General features: G+C 65.7%; 18 protein-coding genes. 7 read left to right on the top strand and 11 right to left on the bottom strand.

All coding sequences use genetic code 11. From position 1 onward, the window contains the following. Nucleotides 1-38: 38 nt before the first annotated feature. On the top strand, nt 39-704 hold the full coding sequence (locus WKB25_RS07295; protein WP_340569730.1) for a class I SAM-dependent methyltransferase: 666 nt from the start codon (nt 39-41) through the stop codon (nt 702-704). Between the two features lie 182 nt (nt 705-886). Here the strand turns inward: WKB25_RS07295 and WKB25_RS07290 are convergent, their stop codons facing one another. The 3 genes from WKB25_RS07290 to WKB25_RS07280 all read right to left on the bottom strand — a co-directional run bounded on the left by WKB25_RS07290 (nt 887) and on the right by WKB25_RS07280 (nt 2,968). Continuing rightward, nucleotides 887-1,375 carry an 8-oxo-dGTP diphosphatase gene (locus WKB25_RS07290; RefSeq protein ID WP_340569728.1) on the bottom strand — a complete coding sequence of 163 codons (489 nt, stop codon included), beginning with the start codon at nt 1,373-1,375 and terminating at the stop codon, nt 887-889. Nucleotides 1,376-1,415: 40 nt separating this feature from the next. Beyond that, entirely contained in the window at nt 1,416-1,928 is a 513-nt protein-coding gene (locus WKB25_RS07285) for a DUF1249 domain-containing protein (RefSeq protein WP_100552867.1), read from the bottom strand. A 218-nt stretch (nt 1,929-2,146) separates the two neighbouring features. Continuing rightward, nucleotides 2,147-2,968, bottom strand: a complete 822-nt coding sequence (locus tag WKB25_RS07280) for a pyruvate, water dikinase regulatory protein (RefSeq protein ID WP_089236004.1) — start codon at nt 2,966-2,968, stop codon at nt 2,147-2,149. Between the two features lie 144 nt (nt 2,969-3,112). On the opposite strand from WKB25_RS07280, the gene ppsA reads away from it, so the two are divergent. Next, nucleotides 3,113-5,491, top strand: coding sequence for a phosphoenolpyruvate synthase (gene ppsA / locus WKB25_RS07275; protein WP_340569725.1), 2,379 nt, complete (start codon nt 3,113-3,115; stop codon nt 5,489-5,491). A gap of 150 nt (nt 5,492-5,641) precedes the next feature. Further along, nucleotides 5,642-6,535 (top strand): mechanosensitive ion channel domain-containing protein, encoded by an 894-nt coding sequence (locus WKB25_RS07270; protein ID WP_340569723.1) that lies wholly within the window; start codon nt 5,642-5,644, stop codon nt 6,533-6,535. A gap of 46 nt (nt 6,536-6,581) precedes the next feature. On the opposite strand, the gene WKB25_RS07265 is transcribed toward WKB25_RS07270, so the two are convergent. From WKB25_RS07265 to tadA, 4 genes are all read right to left on the bottom strand, one after another. Then, a complete protein-coding gene (locus WKB25_RS07265; protein WP_340569722.1) occupies nt 6,582-7,697 on the bottom strand; it encodes an alkene reductase in 1,116 nt (371 codons plus the stop codon). Nucleotides 7,698-7,837: 140 nt separating this feature from the next. Further along, entirely contained in the window at nt 7,838-8,710 is an 873-nt protein-coding gene (locus WKB25_RS07260; RefSeq protein ID WP_340569720.1) for an EcsC family protein, read from the bottom strand. 93 nt (nt 8,711-8,803) lie between these two features. Continuing rightward, nucleotides 8,804-9,376, bottom strand: a complete 573-nt coding sequence (orn, locus tag WKB25_RS07255; protein WP_099820642.1) for an oligoribonuclease — start codon at nt 9,374-9,376, stop codon at nt 8,804-8,806. A 75-nt stretch (nt 9,377-9,451) separates the two neighbouring features. Continuing rightward, the gene (gene tadA / locus WKB25_RS07250; RefSeq protein ID WP_340569718.1) at nt 9,452-9,979 is read right to left on the bottom strand and encodes a tRNA adenosine(34) deaminase TadA; all 528 of its coding nucleotides are present in this window, start codon (nt 9,977-9,979) and stop codon (nt 9,452-9,454) included. Nucleotides 9,980-10,203: 224 nt separating this feature from the next. On the opposite strand from tadA, the gene WKB25_RS07245 reads away from it, so the two are divergent. Both WKB25_RS07245 and WKB25_RS07240 read left to right on the top strand, forming a co-directional pair. After that, entirely contained in the window at nt 10,204-10,926 is a 723-nt protein-coding gene (locus WKB25_RS07245) for a hypothetical protein (RefSeq protein WP_340569716.1), read from the top strand. 107 nt (nt 10,927-11,033) lie between these two features. Next, nucleotides 11,034-11,471 (top strand): acetyltransferase, encoded by a 438-nt coding sequence (locus WKB25_RS07240; RefSeq protein ID WP_340569714.1) that lies wholly within the window; start codon nt 11,034-11,036, stop codon nt 11,469-11,471. 30 nt (nt 11,472-11,501) lie between these two features. Here the strand turns inward: WKB25_RS07240 and WKB25_RS07235 are convergent, their stop codons facing one another. Further along, nucleotides 11,502-12,008, bottom strand: a complete 507-nt coding sequence (locus WKB25_RS07235; protein WP_340569712.1) for an N-acetyltransferase — start codon at nt 12,006-12,008, stop codon at nt 11,502-11,504. Nucleotides 12,009-12,491: 483 nt separating this feature from the next. Here WKB25_RS07235 and WKB25_RS07230 point away from each other — a divergent pair, with 483 nt between their 5' ends. Further along, nucleotides 12,492-13,145 carry a hypothetical protein gene (locus WKB25_RS07230; protein ID WP_340569710.1) on the top strand — a complete coding sequence of 218 codons (654 nt, stop codon included), beginning with the start codon at nt 12,492-12,494 and terminating at the stop codon, nt 13,143-13,145. Next, on the top strand, nt 13,142-14,464 hold the full coding sequence (locus tag WKB25_RS07225) for an XVIPCD domain-containing protein (protein ID WP_340569708.1): 1,323 nt from the start codon (nt 13,142-13,144) through the stop codon (nt 14,462-14,464). The genes WKB25_RS07230 and WKB25_RS07225 overlap by 4 nt, the downstream gene beginning before the upstream one ends. Before the next feature lie 61 nt (nt 14,465-14,525). Here the strand turns inward: WKB25_RS07225 and WKB25_RS07220 are convergent, their stop codons facing one another. The 3 genes from WKB25_RS07220 to WKB25_RS07210 form a co-directional block, all read right to left on the bottom strand. Beyond that, nucleotides 14,526-15,467, bottom strand: a complete 942-nt coding sequence (locus WKB25_RS07220; RefSeq protein ID WP_340569706.1) for a hypothetical protein — start codon at nt 15,465-15,467, stop codon at nt 14,526-14,528. A 572-nt stretch (nt 15,468-16,039) separates the two neighbouring features. Then, nucleotides 16,040-17,056, bottom strand: coding sequence for an XVIPCD domain-containing protein (locus WKB25_RS07215; protein WP_340569704.1), 1,017 nt, complete (start codon nt 17,054-17,056; stop codon nt 16,040-16,042). 57 nt (nt 17,057-17,113) lie between these two features. Continuing rightward, nucleotides 17,114-17,650 carry a hypothetical protein gene (locus WKB25_RS07210; protein WP_340569702.1) on the bottom strand — a complete coding sequence of 179 codons (537 nt, stop codon included), beginning with the start codon at nt 17,648-17,650 and terminating at the stop codon, nt 17,114-17,116. Nucleotides 17,651-17,929: the final 279 nt, after the last annotated feature.

The following is a 17,929-nucleotide window of genomic DNA, read 5'->3' as shown; positions in this document are numbered from 1 at the left end:
ACCCGCCGCCGCCACGTCCGACTCCTGACCCACGGACGATGTTGATGCTGGATGCACGCACCCTGGCCGCGCAGTTGCGGCAGCCCCATGGCGAGGCCGCGCTGGCCGTGGGCGAATCGATGAACCGCAGCAACGGCGCCCTCAACCAGGCAGCAATCGCGTTGCTGGCGGTCGCTGCCGCAGAGCAGGTGCTGGAGATCGGACCCGGCAACGCCGCCTTCGCGCCGCTGCTGCTGCAGGCCAGCGGCAGTCGCTACGTGGGCGTGGAGCTGTCCAGTGCCATGGTCGACGCCGGCAACCAGCAGCTTGCCGCCAGAGGCCTGTCCGGGCGTGCCGCGTTGTGCGAGGGCGATGCCCATGCCCTGCCCCTGGCCGATGCCTGCGTCGATGCTGCGCTGGCGGTCAACACCCTGTACTTCTGGCCGAACCTGGCCCCGGTACTGGATGAACTGGCGCGGGTGCTGCGCCGAGGCGGCCGCCTGTGCCTGGCCTTTGGCGATGCCAGCTTCATGCGCAGCCTGCCATTCGCCGCCGACTTCCAGCTGCATGAGCTGGATGCCGTGGAGCTGGCGCTGCGGGTGTCCGGCTTCAGCGTCACCGCATGGCGCTCGCATCGCGAATGCACCGCCGGCAATGACGGCCAGCAGCGGGAAAAGCACTTCCACCTGCTGCTGGCGCGCCGTCGCTACCGTGCGCTGGGGTAGTGCCGGCCGCTGGCCGGCACTACCGTGGACCCGACGGGTGGAGAGCCCCCCCTTGTTGTTCAAGGGGGCGCGCCGAAGGCGCGGGGTTAAGGGAGGATGCGGGGGCAGCTGTCCTCGTCGAAGACGAGGACAGCTGCCGGCCAGCGGCCGGCACTACCAAACCGTCTCCGTCCCGGGTCCGGTCAAAGCCGGCTGAAGGACCAGCTCTGCATGCGCCCATCCCGGTAGGGCATCACTCCGTGGAACGGCCGCGGATCGGCATCGAACACCAGCGGCAGGAAATTGCGGTCGCCCTCCCACATCGGCAACTGGTCGAGCTTGTCCACATCCACCCACTCCAGGGTGCCTTCGTGGTTGCCGCCGTGCGGGGCACCCTCAAAGCTGTCGATGACGAACACAAAACCGAACCAGTCCTCGCCGTGCTTGCCGAAGCCCGGCCAACTGATGGTGCCGCGCAGGCGCATGGCCGTGCAGCCGATGCCGGCTTCCTCGGCGATTTCACGGCGCATGCCGGCGGCCACGTCCTCGGTCGGTTCGACCTTGCCGCCAAGGCCGTTGTACTTGCCCAGGTGGTGGTCGCCCGGCCGGGTATTGCGATGGATCATCAGCACCTGGCGACGATCGGGCGAGAGCACATAGCCCAGGGTGGCGACGATCGGGGTATACGGCATGTGCAGGTCCGGCGGCGGGTCAGCCGTGGATTATGGCCGATCAACGCACCAGCGACAGGCGACGGTCGCCGGCACCCACGGTGTTGCCGTCAGGGTCAAGGCGCAAGGTGGCCACGCCATGGCCGCGTTCGGCCAGGTATTCCAGCCATTTGCCGAGGAAGGTGTTCATCCGCATGCGATGGCTGATCAGTTCGGCCGGCGGCGGGTACAGGCCCATCGTGTCCTGCCAGCGGCGGCCGACGTAGCAGTGGGTGGTCTCGGCCTGGCGCGCGTCCCGGTACAGGCGGACGAAGGCCGACGGGTCGGGTTCACCGGTTACGGGGTCGGCGAGGTCATAGGTCAGGCGCAGTTCCACCGTGTAGCGGTGGCACTCGATCACATCCAGGCGCACGTCCAGGCCATCACCTACCGAAGAGACGTAGCTTCCCGCCACCAGCTCGGCCGGAGCGAACAGGCGCACCAGGTGGCGGTAGTTCTCTGCATACAGCCCCATGAGCCAGCTCAGCCGGCTCAGGCGGGGAATACGCTCGGTACGGGGCAATGCTCGGGCCATGGGTTGATCCTACACGTTGGTGCTTCAACGTGGGGACGGTTCAACCCGCAGCCAAGCCGCCAACGGCGATCACCCATGTGGAGCCGAGCCCATGCTCGGCTGCTCTTCGGCAAGAACCCGGTGGCCCAGCCGAGCGTGGGCTCGGCTCTACAGGGCGCAGTTGAAGCGCCCATTGGTAGTGCCGGCCGCTGGCCGGCAGCGCGGCGCGAGGGAAAAGATCAATACAGCTCGCGCTGCAGCCCCAGCGTGCCGAGCACCTTGCTGGAGATCTCCTCGATCGAGGTGTGGGTGGTGCTGAGGGTCGGGATGCGTTCCATCTGGAACATGACCTCCGCCGCAGCCACCTCGCGCTTGCAGGTGTCCAGGTTGGCGTAGCGCGAATTGGGCCGGCGTTCCTGGCGGATCTGCTGCAGGCGGTCGGGGTCGATGGTCAGCCCGAACAGCTTGCGCCGGTAGTTGCGCAGCCGGGGCGGCAGGCGGTCGCTTTCCAGATCCTCGTCGGTCAACGGGTAGTTGGCCGCGCGCACCCCGTAATGCAGGGCTAGGTAGATGCAGGTAGGCGTCTTGCCCGCCCGCGACACCGCCACCAGGATCACGTCGGCGTCGTCGTAATTCACCGCGATGCCATCGTCGTGGGTCAGCGCGAAGTTCATCGCGTTGATGCGCCGGTGGTAGGTGTCGAAGTCGACCATGCCGTGGGCCTGGCCAACCCGGTTCAGGCGCGAGCTGGACAGTTCGCGCTCCAGCGGCTCGATGAACGGGGCGAACACATCCAGCATCAGCGCCCCGCTTTCGGACAGGATCACGCTCAGGCTCTGGTCCACGCAGGAGTTCACCACGATCGGCCGGACCTGGTACCGCTCCCCCGCCGCCTGGATCCGGGCACACGCTTCCCGGGCTTTTTCGGGGTCATCGACAAATGACATCCGGTCGGTAATGAAGCTGAACCCGGAGAACTGGGTCAACAGGCTATGCCCAATGGTTTCAGCGGTGATACCGGTTCCATCGGAAACGTAGAACACCGGACGGATGGTCGACATGCGCGCTTTTACCCCCTACGAAGCCTAAAAGGGCCGCCAACACAAGCTTGTGCCGACGGTGGTCTGCCCGGCATCATATCGACTTCTTCCTACGGACGCGGCCATTCAGCCCGCCTCGGGCGATGGCCAAACGGAGCATCGCGCTTGAACGAGAACATCCTGTGGTTGCACGAACTGCGTCTGGCCGACCTGGCCCGCGTAGGCGGCAAGAATTCCTCGCTGGGCGAGATGATCGGCAACCTGGCCGGTCTGGGCGTCTCCGTTCCTGGAGGTTATGCGACCACGTCTGAAGCCTTCAAGGACTTCATCGCGCACAACGACCTGTCCAAGCGCATCTTCGACAAGCTGGCCACGCTGGACGTCGAGGACGTCACCGCGCTGACCGCGGCCGGCAAGGAAATCCGGAGCTGGGTGATCGATGCGCCGCTGCAGCCGCAGCTGGACCAGGACATCCGCAGCGCCTACGCCAAGCTGAGCGCCGACAACGGTGGCGGCGACGTGGCCGTAGCCGTGCGCTCTTCGGCCACCGCCGAAGATCTGCCCGATGCCTCCTTCGCCGGTCAGCAGGAAACCTTCCTCAACGTCACTGGTGCCGACGATGTCGTGCACAAGGTCAAGGAAGTGTTCGCGTCGCTGTACAACGACCGTGCCATCGCCTACCGCGTGCACCACGGCTTCAAGCACGAGGACGTGTTCCTGTCGGCGGGCGTGCAGCTGATGGTGCGTTCGGGCGTGGGTTCGTCCGGCGTTCTGTTCACCCTGGACACCGAATCCGGCTTCCGCGACGTGGTGTTCGTCACCTCCTCGTTCGGTCTGGGCGAAATGGTCGTGCAGGGCGCGGTCAACCCCGACGAGTTCTACGTCTACAAGCCCACCCTGCAGGCCGGCAAGCCGGCGATCCTGCGCCGTTCGCTCGGCAGCAAGGCGATCCGCATGGTGTATTCGGATGTCCCCGGCGAGCGCGTCAGGATCGAGGACACCCCGGCCGAACTGCGCACGACCTTCTCGATCAACGATGAAGACGTGGCCGAACTGTCGCGCCAGGCGCTGACCATCGAAAAGCACTACGGCCGCCCGATGGATATCGAGTGGGCCAAGGACGGTGTCAGCGGCAAGCTGTTCATCGTGCAGGCGCGCCCGGAAACCGTGAAGTCGCGCAGCCATGCCACCCAGATCGAGCGCTTCGCGCTGACCGAAAAGGGTGGCAATGTGCTGGCCGAGGGCCGTGCCGTGGGTGCCAAGATCGGTGCCGGCGTGGCCCGCGTGGTGAAGACGCTGGACGACATGAACCGCGTGCAGCCAGGCGATGTGCTGATCGCCGACATGACCGATCCCGATTGGGAGCCGGTGATGAAGCGCGCCTCGGCCATCGTCACCAACCGCGGTGGCCGCACCTGCCACGCCGCGATCATCGCGCGCGAGCTGGGCGTGCCGGCCGTGGTCGGTTCGGGCAACGCGACCAAGGTCATCGAGGATGGCCAGCTGGTGACCGTCAGCTGCGCTGAAGGCGATACCGGCTTCATCTACGAAGGCAAGCTCGGTTTCGAGCGCACCACCACCGATCTGGGCAACATGCCGCCGGCACCGTTGAAGATCATGATGAACGTAGCCAACCCGGAACGTGCCTTCGACTTCGGCCAGCTGCCGAATGCCGGCATCGGCCTGGCTCGCCTGGAAATGATCATCGCCAGCCACATCGGCATCCACCCCAACGCGCTGCTGGAATACGACCGCCAGGACGCTGCGACGAAGAAGAAGATCGACGAGAAGATCGCCGGTTATTCCGATCCGGTCGGCTTCTACGTGGACCGCCTGGCCGAAGGCATCGCCACCCTCACTGCCTCGGTTGCGCCGAATCCGGTGATCGTGCGCCTGTCGGACTTCAAGTCCAACGAGTACGCCAACCTGATCGGCGGCAGTGGCTACGAGCCGCACGAAGAGAACCCGATGATCGGCTTCCGCGGCGCCAGCCGTTACGTCGACCCGAGCTTCTCGGCCGCCTTCGCACTGGAGTGCAAGGCCGTGCTGCGCGTGCGCAACGAGATGGGCCTGGACAACCTGTGGGTCATGATCCCGTTCGTACGCACCCTGGAAGAAGGCCGCAAGGTCGTCGAGGTGCTCGAACAGAACGGCCTCAAGCAGGGCGAGAACGGACTGAAGATCATCATGATGTGCGAAGTGCCGTCCAACGCACTGCTCGCTGATGAGTTCCTGGAAATCTTCGACGGCTTCTCAATCGGTTCCAACGACCTGACCCAGCTGACCTTGGGCCTGGACCGCGACTCGTCGATCGTGGCGCACCTGTTCGACGAACGTAACCCGGCGGTGAAGAAGCTGCTGTCGATGGCGATCAAGTCGGCACGTGCCAAGGGCAAGTACGTCGGCATCTGCGGCCAAGGCCCGTCCGATCATCCGGATCTGGCCGAGTGGTTGATGCAGGAAGGCATCGAGTCGGTGTCGCTGAACCCGGACACCGTGGTCGATACCTGGCTGCGTCTGGCCAAGTTGAAAGCCAAGGGTTGAGCTGTTGACGCTTGATGGCTGACGTCGCTTTCATCGACATCGGCCCATAATGAAGTTGCACGCAAGCCCCGCCTTCGCGGGGCTTGCTGTTTCTGGCGTCCGCGCACGCCATGTTCCTGTCGCACTTGTTCCCGTCGCAAAGGAGTCCGCATGATCGCCGCTGCCCCACCCTCGCCCGCCACGACCTCCTGGTTCCATTCACTCGACTGGGAGCGCCTGCTGGAAACCTATGGCGTGCCGTTGCTCGCTGCCATCGTCGTGTTGCTGGTCGGCATGTGGGTGGCGCGTCGCCTCTCCAACGCGATGCCACGCGCGACCGCGCGCATGGGTGTGGACCCGATGCTGGGCAGCTTCCTGCGCAACGTGGTCTATGCGGCTTCGCTGGTGATCGTGGCGGTGCTGGCTATCGGTACGCTGGGCGTACAGATCACCCCGCTGCTGGCCGTACTGGGCACCGCCGGCCTGGCCGTTGGCCTCGCGCTGAAGGATTCACTGTCGAACATCGCCTCCGGCGTGATGCTGGTGACCCTGCGCCCGTTCCGCGTGGGCGATGTAGTGACCATCGCCGGGCAGACCGGCACGGTGCGCGAAGTGCGCATCTTCCAGACCGTGATCACCGGTGCGGACAACCAGCACACCACCATTCCCAACACGCTGATCACCGCCGCACCGATCATCAACCTCACCGCAGAGCCCACCCGCCGCGTCGAGCTGGTGGTGGGCATCGGTTACGAAGACAACATCCAGCTGGCGCGTGATACCGCGCTGGCACTGATGAAGGCCGACCCGCGCGTGCTGCAGACGCCAGCACCGGACGTGGTGGTGTACGAGCTGGGTGCGCATGCAATCAACCTGGGCATCCGCTGCTACGTGAAGTCGGCCGATTGGTTCGGCACCAAGGTGACGCTGCTGGAACAGCTGAAGCTGGGCTACGACAAGGCCGGTATCAACATTCCGTATCCGCAGCAGGACATGCACCTGTACCTGCATGGCAAGGACGGTGGCGTAGTCGAGGCCGACGCGCTGGTGCGCGACAAGCCCTGATCCATCCCGGTAGTGCCGACCAACGGTCGGCACCCACCGAGGGGCATCAGGCGTCGACGGCCTCTTCCAGCGTCGGGTAATCGGTAAAACCCTCCACACCACCGCCGAAGAACGTGGCGCGATCCGGCGGATTCAGTTCTGCGCCCATACGCAGGCGCTCAGGCAGATCCGGATTGGCGATGAACGGCCGGCCGAAGCCGATCAGGTCGGCCCAGCCTTCCGCCAGCGCCTGCGCGGCACGCTCGGCGGTGTACTTGCCTGCGTAGATCAGCGTGCCCGGGTAGACCATGCGCAGCGCCTGCTTGAAGGCCACCGGCATCGGCGGTGCATCGTCCCAATCGGCCTCGGCAATGTGCAGGTAGCCCACCCCCATCTCACCGAGCAGGTGCGCGGCAGCCAGATAGGTCGCCTGCGGCGTATCGTCCACCGCACCCTGCAGCGTGGTCAGCGGCGCCAGGCGCACGCCAACGCGATCACCGCCGGCCACTGCCACTACCGCCTGCACCACCTCGCGCAGGAAGCGCAGCCGGTTCTGCAGCGAGCCGCCATAGCCATCGGTACGCTGGTTGGCCTGCGAGTCGATGAACTGGTTGATCAGGTAGCCGTTGGCGCCGTGCAGCTCGACGCCATCAAAGCCGGCGGCCAGTGCATTGCGGGTGGCCTGCGCATAGTCGGCCACGATGCCCGGAATCTCGCCCTCGCCAAGCGCGCGCGGCATCGAGTGCTGGATCATCTCGCCCACGCCGGATTCCGGACCGGCGCCGGTGGGGTCGACGAAGACCTTCACCCCTTCGGCCAGCAGTGCCGAGGAAGAGACCGGGGCCGCACCGTCCGGCTGCAGGGCCACATGGGACACCCGCCCTACATGCCAGAGCTGGGCATAGATGCGACCACCGGCCGCGTGCACGGCATCGGTGACCCTCCGCCAGCCTTGCACCTGCGCTTCGCTGTGGATGCCCGGGGTCCAGGCGTAGCCCTGGCCCTGCGGGCTGATCTGGGTGCCCTCGCTGACAATCAGGCCGGCACCGGCACGCTGGGCGTAGTACTCGGCCATCTGTGCGGTGGCGACATTGCCGGCAGCCGCACGCGAACGGGTCATCGGCGGCATCACGATGCGGTTGGGCAGCGTCAGCGCGCCCAGGCGGTGGGGGGTGAACAACATGGCGGCATTCTCTTGCGGGGGATTGCCGGCAAGGATGGGGATGGTGTTGCGTGCGCAACAGGCGCGTTTGTGCAAAACAGTTGTGCCTGCGGGGCAACGATGCCGCATCCACGCATGGCGTGGATCTACGCGCGCTCCGGCTACAACGTCGGCTCGATCAACGCCCCGCCGTGTGCGATGCGGTCGTAGCAGGTGCGCACTACCTCTTCGCCGTACTTCAGCTCCAGCCGGCGCACGATGAAATGGCCACGGGCCATGTCCTGATAGTAGTCGGTGAACATGGTGTTGAGCGTCGCGCCGGCTGCCGCACCCACGATTGGTACCGCCTGCGCGGCAAACTTCTCGGTGACCACCACGCCGAAACGAGCGGCGACCTTTTCCACCAGCTTGGCCAGCAGCTTGCCGGCTTCCTTCGGCGCCACGCCCAGGGTCAGGTCGCGTCCCGTCACCACGCGCCCGGCCAGTTCGGCCGACAGGTGGCGCATGACATCGGCGGTGAAGCCACGGGCCAGGTAGTAGCCGGTCTCGCTGGCATCGTCGCGCGGCGAACTGCCGCCCAGTGCGAACACCTCCAGGCAGGCCTGGCGGGTGCTGAACTGCGATAGATCGAAGCCTTCGCTGCGGGCGACATCGGCCACCGCACGCATCATGATCGTGGTCGACACCGGCAGCTCGATGAACAGCGCGGCGAAGCCGAACGCACCACCGACCGCACCGGATGTCGCTGCCGCCAGCTTGTGCCAACGTGTCGAGGCGCCCTTGCCCGGGGTGTTGTCCATGCTCCACAGCGCGGCCTGCACCGATTTGGACAACGCCGCCTGCACCGCACCGTGGATGCGGTTGGAGACCGAGGCGGGAAGCGCCTTCACCGCGAACTCCAGCGGCGTCCCGACCAGGTTGGCCATGCGCGCGGTGATCGTGGGCGCTTCCAGCAGGGCTACCGCCCGCTGCAGGTCAGACCAGTCGCCAGCGTCGTGGGCGATATCACGGGGCAGCAGGATGGGCTCGTTCATGGGCCGATCTTAGCGCCAGGAAGTTGAACGGATCGTCGCGGGGGTCAGAGCCCTTTCCGCTGGAAAGGGGTCCGACCCCACCGGGTGACCGCCTCAGGCAGTGGGCAGCCCCGACAGCGCACCCATGAACTGGCGGTAGTGGCGCAGTTCGTTGATCGAATCATGCACATCGCTCAGCGCGGTGTGGTTGCTGTTCTTGCCCACGCCCGCGGCCACGGTCGGCGCCCAGCGCTTGGCCAGCTCCTTCACCGTGGACACGTCCAGGTTGCGGTAGTGGAAGTACTTCTCCAGCCGCGGCATCTGCCGGTGCAGGAAGCGGCGGTCCTGGCAGATGGAGTTGCCCGACATCGGCGACACGCCAGCCGGAATCCACTGCGCCAGGAAGGCCACGGTCTGCGCTTCGGCCTGGCCAAGCGTCGTGGTGCTGTCGATGACACGCTGCCACAGGCCCGAACGACGATGCTGGTTGCGGTTCCACTCGTCCATCGCTTCCAGTGTTTCCAGCGGATGGTGGATGGCGAACTCCGGGCCCTCGGCCAGCACGTTGAGCTGGGCATCGGTGACCACGGTGGCGATCTCGATGATCGAATCGTTGTCGGTATCCAACCCGGTCATTTCCAGGTCGATCCAGATCAGTCGCTCGTTGGCCGCGCCGTTCTCTGCCATCGTGTCGCCTCGTTGCTGGGCAGGCACGAGGCCGGCCGGTAATTGAAAGTGGCGGCCATCATACCCTTTCGCCACTCAGCCCTCGCCAGCGTGGCCCTCCAGCAGCAGCAGCGGCGGCTTGCCACGCTTGGCCCGGAAATAGTTGGTCAGGCGGTTGCCCGCCTCCTTGGCCAGCACGCCGGCATGGACCTCGACCCGGTGGTTATGGCGGGCATCACCGACCAGATCGAACACGCTGCCACAGGCCCCCGTCTTGGGATCGCTGGCGCCGTAGACCAGGCGCGCCACACGTGCATGCACGATCGCCATCGCGCACATTGCGCAGGGCTCCAGCGTGACATACAGCGTGCTGCCGATCAGGCGGTGATTGGCCAGCAGCCGCCCGCCCTCGCGCATGGCCACGATCTCGGCGTGCGCGCTGGGATCGTGCGAGGCGATGTTGAGGTTCCAGCCCTCGCCCAGCAGCTGGCCGTCGGCACCCACCAGCACTGCGCCGACAGGGATCTCATTGAACTCGCGTTGCGCACGTTCGGCCAATGCCAATGCGTGACGCATCCAGCTCTCATCAACGTCGTGCACCGGCACGCCCAAGGTTTCAGTCATGGCGTTTCTCGGATTCAAGGAGTCAGCGCGTGGCTAGTGTAACGCAGGGCTTTTGGAGCTTCCGCCGACTGGATGCGATGAGCCTTGGCCCGGCCAACAGTGCAGCGCCGCTTGATCTGCCGTGAAGACTCCTTCACGCTACGACCGCGCTTTCGTCATCTGACGATTGTGCACTGCCGCTTGCCGGCAACGATTTCACCTTTCGATCTCTACAGGGGGTAGTTTTGAACGCAGTTGCAGATACCACCGTGCAGGCCAGCCCTGCCGGAAAAGCCGCATGGATCACGCTGGCGATCGCTTGGTTGTGCTTCCTCGTACCGTTCCCCGGCCTGGGCCTGTTCCTGGGCTGGCCGTTGAACCTGGTGGCCTTCATCCTCGCCATCGTCGCAATGGCCAAGGGCGGCGCCATGAAGGGCCTGTTCCAGCTGCTGGGCTCGATCATCGTTTCGCCGATCGTGTACTTCGTCGGCCTGGCGATCTTTGCCGGCACCATGAGCGGCATCAGCGCGCAGAGCAAGGGCCAGCACGATGCGGCCGTCGCTGAAGCCAGCGTCTCGTCCGCCGCCGCGGAGGCAGATGCTGCCGCCAAGGCCACGGAAACCGCAGCCCCCGCAGTCGCCAGCGATGCCGCGATGGCACCCGCCTCGGCGCTGGAAGTGACAGCCACCACGATGTTCAGCGATTACCAGGACAACGAGATCGCTGCTGACGGCAAGTACAAGGGCAAGGCGCTGCTGGTTTCCGGCACGGTCGACTCGATCAGCTCGGACTTCATGGACAAGCCGGTCGTGCAGCTGAGCGCCAAGCCGTTCGGCTTCGTACAGGCCAGCGACCTGCCCAAGGACGTGGCTGCCGGCCTGAAGAAGGGCCAGAAGATCACGCTGGCCTGCACCGGCAATGGCGAAGTCATCGGCTTCCCGGCAGTGTCCGGCTGCACCGTGCAGTAAGGCACACAGCGAACGCTGATGCTCAGAGCCCCGCTTCGGCGGGGCTTTCTGTTGGCGGGTATCACACCGTTACAATCCAGGTATTCCGAAGCACCTTGGCCTATCCCATGACCACCCTGCGCCCTTCCCGCGCCACCGATGGTGACGCGCTCGTCGATCTCTGGCGTCGCGCCGTCGACGCCACCCATGACTTCCTCAGTGCCGAAGACCGCCAGGCTATCGATGCTGAAGTTGCCGGCTTCCTGCCACAGGCCCCAATGGTCGTGGCCGTCGGCGACCAGGACCAGCCGCAGGGCTTCATGCTGATCGACGGCTCGCACATGGAAGCGTTGTTCATCGATCCCGACGTGCGCGGAACCGGTATCGGCCGCCAGCTGCTGACGCATGCGCTGGCCCTGCATCCGCGCCTGAGCACCGACGTCAACGCGCAGAATGCGCAGGCTGTGGGCTTCTATCGGCGCATGGGTTTCGTCGAAACCGGCCGCTCACCGCTGGATTCGCAGGGTCGTCCGTATCCCCTCATCCACCTGCGCCACCCAGGCTGACCGGCGTTTGGAACGCCGGCCATTCCCCGATCAGGCAACCGCGTCGAACGCCGGCGAGTAACGCACCTCGCCCTGCGCCATCGGCGGCTGCAGGCACAGGGCCTGGAAATACGCCGCCGGCACGCCGGGTAGGACCAGACCCGGCACGGCACGGAAGCCGAAGCGCCCGTAGTAGGCCGGCTCGCCCAACAGCACGCAGCCCCGCGCGCCCTTCCTGCGCAGAGCCTCGATCGCGGCCCGCATCAATGCCGTGCCCACGCCGCGCCCCTGCTGCTGCGGCAGCACCGAAATCGGCCCGAGCCCGAACCAGCCCTGGCTGCCGTCCTGCACGCTGACCGGGGACAGCGCGACATGACCCACCAGAAGGCCCGCATCCTCTGCCACCAGCGAGATGCTCAGCTCGCCACGCTCACGCAATGCGTCGACGATGTGGTGTTCGGTATGGCTGCTGTGGACAGCATCGCGGAACGCCATTTCGGTGAGCTTGTGAATGGCGACATGGTCGTCGATGGATTCTGGGCGGATTGCAAGGTTCATGGCAGGCACTTTGTCAGGGTAAGGAAGGTGTGAATTCATGATTCAAGTCACAAATTGATAGTGAGAGCCGATCGCGACATTGAAACGCCTTGGCGCTATCGAATCGCCTGTGCCGCAGTCGATTCACTGGCATCACCCTTCGCCGAATGCGTCAATAAATCGCCACCCTTGTCCAGAGACGGCTGGCGCCAGCTTTCCCGGGCACTCCATAATCGCCGGACCTGTCACCGGGGAAGGATGCATGGACATGGATGTACCACGCCGTATCACGCCAAAGGGAGCGCATGAACGTCGAATCGCTCCTGATGCATGTCCCCCGCGCATCGAAGAGATTGCCGGATATGGCGCAAGCGGCGAGGAAAACCCGACGCGCTACCGGGTAGATCTGCATGACGCGTTACTCTCAACCATGATCACTGCGCAGAATCTCGCGCGGAGAGTGGCCTGCTCCATATATCCCTCTATGCCCCAGGGAGGCCGACATTGCGCCCCAAGATGCTTCCGTGCCTTGCTCTGCTTCTATTGACCGCCTGCAACCCGGAGTCCGCCATGAACCAGGAACGTGCCGCTGCCGAAGCCGATGTCGCCCAGGGCGGGCGTGGCCTCGCAAAGCTCAACCCCAGCCCGCGCAAGGCCTATGAACTGGTGCTGCGCCTGAAGGATGCCCCCGGAGAATTCGCGGTGGTCGAGGGCGTTGCGCAGTACGACGTCATCAACGAAGACCAGTGCGGTCACATCGAACCCGCCACAGGCACCGCAGCGCGCATCACCAGCCAGGAACCGGTGCAGCTGCGCAAGGTTGCCGATGGCGAGTATCGCGGCACGTTGTATGTGGACCGTATGCTGGATGAGGACTACTACGGCCGCGGCGTCTGCAAATGGGAATTCAGCGGAGCCGGTGCCATGCTGAAAGCAACCGGCGCCGAAGACGAAACTCGCTTCCTGACCTTCGTCGATGCCAAGCCGCTGACCGACGGCAGCGCGCATACGCTCTACTATCCGGATCTGGTCTATCCGCGGGCAGATCGCGTTCCCAATTTCCCGGCCAGTGGTGAGCCTGATCGCAGCGGCTATGCCGCCGACCTGCAGGACAAGCTGTTCACGATCAGCCTTTCTGCGAGTGAGGTGGCACCGTGACCATCACCTCCCAGGACTACGCTGCGCTATCCGATGACGCCTACAAGGACCGCGCCGTCGGCCGACGTGCACCCGGCCAGGAAGAAAAGGTCACGCTCAACGGCCATGAGTACAGAATACTCGAGCATGTCGACAACCGGCTCAACGGCTATCAGGGCACCGTCTATCAGCGCGTAGACAGCAAAGAGATCGTCATTGCCCATCGTGGCACGGAGGATATTGCCCGCGATGCGATCCTGACCGATGGCGGCATGGTGGTAGCGCGCACCAATGTGCAGGCACCTGACGCGATCGCATTGACCCAGAGAACGCTTGAATCTGCCGCACTCCAGTCCCGCTTGAATGGTGGACATACTCCCCAGGTCACCGTCACCGGCCACTCCCTCGGCGGCGCCCTTGCCCAGATCACTTCGCACCACTTCAACGTCAAGGGTGAGACCTTCAACGCCTATGGCGCGGTCAGCCTCAGCTACCGCATCCCCGAAGGCGGCAACACCATGATCAACCACGTCATGGCATCCGATCCGGTCAGCGCTGCTTCGCCCCACTTCGGCCAGGTACGCATCTACGCCAACCCGGATGAGATCAAGAGGTTGTCAGCGGCTGGCTTCAGCAACCACCCGCTGCGCGACCTGATCCCGGATCGTCCAATCCTTGCAGCAGGCAGCTCGTTCGGCGCGCACAAGCTGGGCAACTTCCTCGGCGACGGCTCGGTCCTGAAGCATCCGGATACGCAGCAGCTGGCGAAAGACAACGCCAAGATGATCGAGGAGTACCGCGACGACGTGGAATCCCTGCGCAGTGGCGTTACCCGCGCAGCGCGCGGCATTCCCGGCGGCGCCATCGATCTGTACGACCACATCCGTGGCCCGCTGCAGCCCGGTGAGCCGGCACGCCGCGAAGCGGAGAAGAACGGCCATCACACCAGTATGCTGCGCATGGACGATGCCAATCATCTGGGCAATCCGTTATTCAACGACGCGATCCGTGGCGTGCATGCGCAGGACGTGCGCGCCGGCCGCGTGCCGGATGTGATGAGTACGCAGCTGGCTGGCAGCCTGGCCGCCGAAATGCACGCCGCGGGCGGCAAGCGCATCGACGACGTGGTGATGAACGCCGATGCCTCGCGCAGCTTCGCGGTGCAGGGCCAGGGGGGGGACCCTGCCCATCTGCGTGTATCGGTGGACACGGCCGTTGCGATGAACACGCCGCTGGAGCAGAGCAGCCAGCGCATCGAGCAGCAATCTGCCGGTCAGGCCCTGGCGCGCGAGCAGCAGCTGGAACAGACCCAGGCGACCCAGCGCAGCCTGCACGCCTGAGACGATTGCTGGAATGAAAACGGGAGCCGGCACCGCCGGCTCCCGTCGTATCTGCGGTCGATCAGGGGCTGGAAACTGCCGAGTTCACCGTCGACCCTGCCAGCACGTACGCATCTGGGCCCGAGTCCGGGAAACCGCTGCAAGGCTTGTCGCCCGGCGCCACGGGATCACACGGCCACTGTGCGCGCGTCACCGTATCGCGCAGCTCGAAGCCCGTGCCGTTCCAGACCACGAAGGACAGGTGCTCACGGTTCCAGTCGCTGAAGCTGTGCGGACCGGTCTTCTGCGGCGATTCCGGGTACTGCACGAACCAGCGCATGGCCGGCCCGTACTGCAACTTGCTGTGATCCAGGATGACCTTGCCCTCGCGGGCGCGGTGACGGGCACGATCGGCCTCGGCGATCGATGGTGCCGCCGGCATTGCCATTGCAGTGATGTCCTGCGGGACGCCATCGCTGCCCACTTGGTACACGCGCTGGCGGACGTAGGCCTGCCCGCAACTGCCGGCTGCGAGCCGGACGGGCTCTGCGGTGTTCTCGTTTGGCAGTGCGCCATCGGCACAGTCGAACGGCGCCGAGACCAGGTAGGTGGTCGTCGACGCATCCGCGCCTTCAAACGAACGTACCCAGATGTCTCCCACGCGGGCGATGAAGTCCGGGCGCTGGCCCATGCCGGCCACGGCCTTGAACCACGCCTTCTGGCGCACTTCACGCTCGCGCCAGCTGCGCGGCAGGTGGATGTCCTGCTCAGGCAATGCCACCAGCAGCGCCGCCAGGTGCGGCGGCAACGTGCCCTGGCAGGCGCCGATCATCAGATCGCCCTGCGGTGCCAGGCGACCGGCCAGATCGACCGGGCAGCGCGCACCGAGCTGGCGCTCGGTGGCCTGGTCTGCTGCGAGCGGGATGATCGGTGGTGCGACAGGGGCTGGGGCTGGCGGCGGGACGGGTGTCGGGGCCGGTGCGGTGTCGGGTTCCTGCGCAGCGGCCACAGCGGAGGCTGACACCGGCACGGGAGTCGGAGGTGGGGCCGCGGCAGGGCCCGATGCAACAGGGCCAGCGGGTGCAGCATGGGCGGACGCTGCGTCGGCCGCAGGGGCCGTCGGCGCTGCCGCAGGCACTGGTGCAATCGCGGGTTCGGCGGCGACGGCTTCCGAAGCGCCGTCCGTTGGCGGTGCCGGCTGCGGTGCGGATGCAGGCGGCATGGACGGCTCCGCCGCGGGCACCGCTGCAGCAACCACCGCAGGTGCCGGCTCAGGCGCTGCGACGGGGGCCGGGGCAGTGGCGACATCCGTTGCGGTGTCCGCGGGCGCCTGCGCGCTTGTCGTGGTCACTGACACCGCCTCCTCGACTGCGGGAACCGCCGGAGCATCCGGGGCCTGTTGCGCGTGGGCCATGGCGGAGGCCAGTCCCAGCGGCAGCAACCACAATGCCGAAGCGCGACCACGCTGGGCCACGTTGGAATGCAGGAAAGTGTTTCGCATGTTGTGTCCTTACAAAGAGATCCATGTAGGCACCCGAGGGTGCTCGATGTCGTGCGATGGGCCCGCCGGTCTCCGACCTGCAGGCGGTGCCCAGATTACAGCGATCGCGGGCGGTTCTGCTCCTGTTCGCGAGTAACCGAAGCAGCCTGTTCCTGGCGGGAAGAGGCTTCGGCCGCCAACTGCTGGCTGCTCTGCTCCAACGGCAGCTGGGCGGCGGCCTCACGCTCGACCATCGAGCGCTGCATCGCCGGGTCCCCCATGACGCCCTGCACCGCGAACAATGCCCTGCCATCGGTACCGGCCACCACGTGATCGATACGGCTCATCCCTGCCTTCTGTGCGCTCAACGCCAAGGCTCCGGCCGTATTGTCCAGTTCCTGCTGGCTGCGCATGCCACTCTGCGGCCCCATCTGCTGCAGATGACCCCGTGCGTCGGTGAACAAGCGATTGCCGGCATGGGCCGGATCGGACATATCGCGCGCGCGCTCAGGCAACTGTGCAGGTTCGCCCACTTCGCCGCGGGCAAGCCGGTCCATCACGTCCGGGGTCAGCTTCTGCTGCCACGCCTCGAAACGCTTGAGCCGGTCCTCCACCCCGTTGACGGCGCCGTTAATGGCGTAGGTCGCCTCGCGCACGTCCTCGCGCGCGTGTTCCGGCACACGGTTCTGCCATTGCCACACCGCGATGCGACCTGCGTGTTCCGGCTGCGATGCCAACTCGGGCTGGTTGACCAGATCCAGATCCAGCGCACTGCCCGCACGCTCGTAGCTTTCCTTACCGGTCAGCGGCAGATAACCGCGCCCGTGGTACTTCAGCGCATCACCGGGCGCATCGTTGCCCATCCGGCCGCCATACATCAGCTCGGCCAGGTCATCCGGACGCCCTCGCAGGGCTTCCTGGCGCGCGGACTCCAGCGCCTCGGTGCCATTGCGCCACGCCGCTTCGACCGGGATCTGCGAGATGCCCCGGGTATAGTTGAAGCTCTCGTTGAGCCGGCTCAGGCCGCGCGACTCGTGCCCTGCCTGGGCCATGAAATTGGCCAGTTCAAGGGGGGAGTCGATGCCGGCTTTCGTCGCCTGCCGCAGCAGTTGCGACTCTCTATCGGTCGACACAGTGCAACTCCTGGATGTTCATCAGCGCGGATTCCTTTCCGCCGGTTGGAGCTTGGCTCATGGAAGCGACACCTCGGCGACACTGGACGGGTCGAAGTCCTCGAACCGCACCCTGCCCAGTTCCGCCACCGAGAAATCCCGGATGTTGGTCGCTTCGGTCTCGATATCCACGACCTTGCGTCTCACCCCATCCACCCAGCACGCCTTGTCCGCCGATGCATAGCGGAACCGGTACGTGCTGCTCCAGCGCTCGCGGCTGCCGCCGTTGGTGATCACGCTGAAGGTGTCTTCCTCAACCATTGCATACGCAAAAGGGTCGCCCGCCAGGCCACCGCAGGTGGAACACGGCACCAGCTTGTCGTTGCGCGCGGCCAGCTGCCAGCGCCCGCGCCCGTCACCGCGCAGCAACAGCAGCACCCGGTTCGGTCCGTGCTGGCCGGGCACCAGCCCTTCCGGCGTTGGTTGGTCGATGACCAGAAGCTGGTACTCGATGCCATCGCCGTTGAGCTCGCCCCTGACGGCTTCCAGCAGGTTCGCACCGGACGGAACGAATGCCAGGGCATCGTCCATGTGTGCGCCAAACCTGTCTTCCATCCCCTCCCACTCCTTCAATGTCGTCTTGCCGATGCCCGCGTCCCTGGCCGGTCGGAACGCGGTGTCCCGGCTCGCCCGCGCCTGCGCAGATGCGGATCATAGCCCCGCGCACGGCGTGGCCGCGATAGTGGCAAGCGTCACCCGTCGGACGGGCGGACAGAGTCCTCATTGGACGGAAAAGCTCCTGCAATCGGTGGCACTGGCGCGTCATTTTTATGGCGCGCGGGGAGCTTACCGCGAGGAGCTTTGCCGCGTCGAAGGTCGGGAGAAGCGAAAAGC

It is taken from the genome of Stenotrophomonas sp. G106K1, from assembly GCF_037969685.1.
Classification (GTDB): Bacteria; Pseudomonadota; Gammaproteobacteria; order Xanthomonadales; family Xanthomonadaceae; genus Stenotrophomonas; species Stenotrophomonas lactitubi.
Note: the sequence above shows the minus strand (reverse complement) of the source record. Positions and strands in the feature narration are given on the sequence as shown.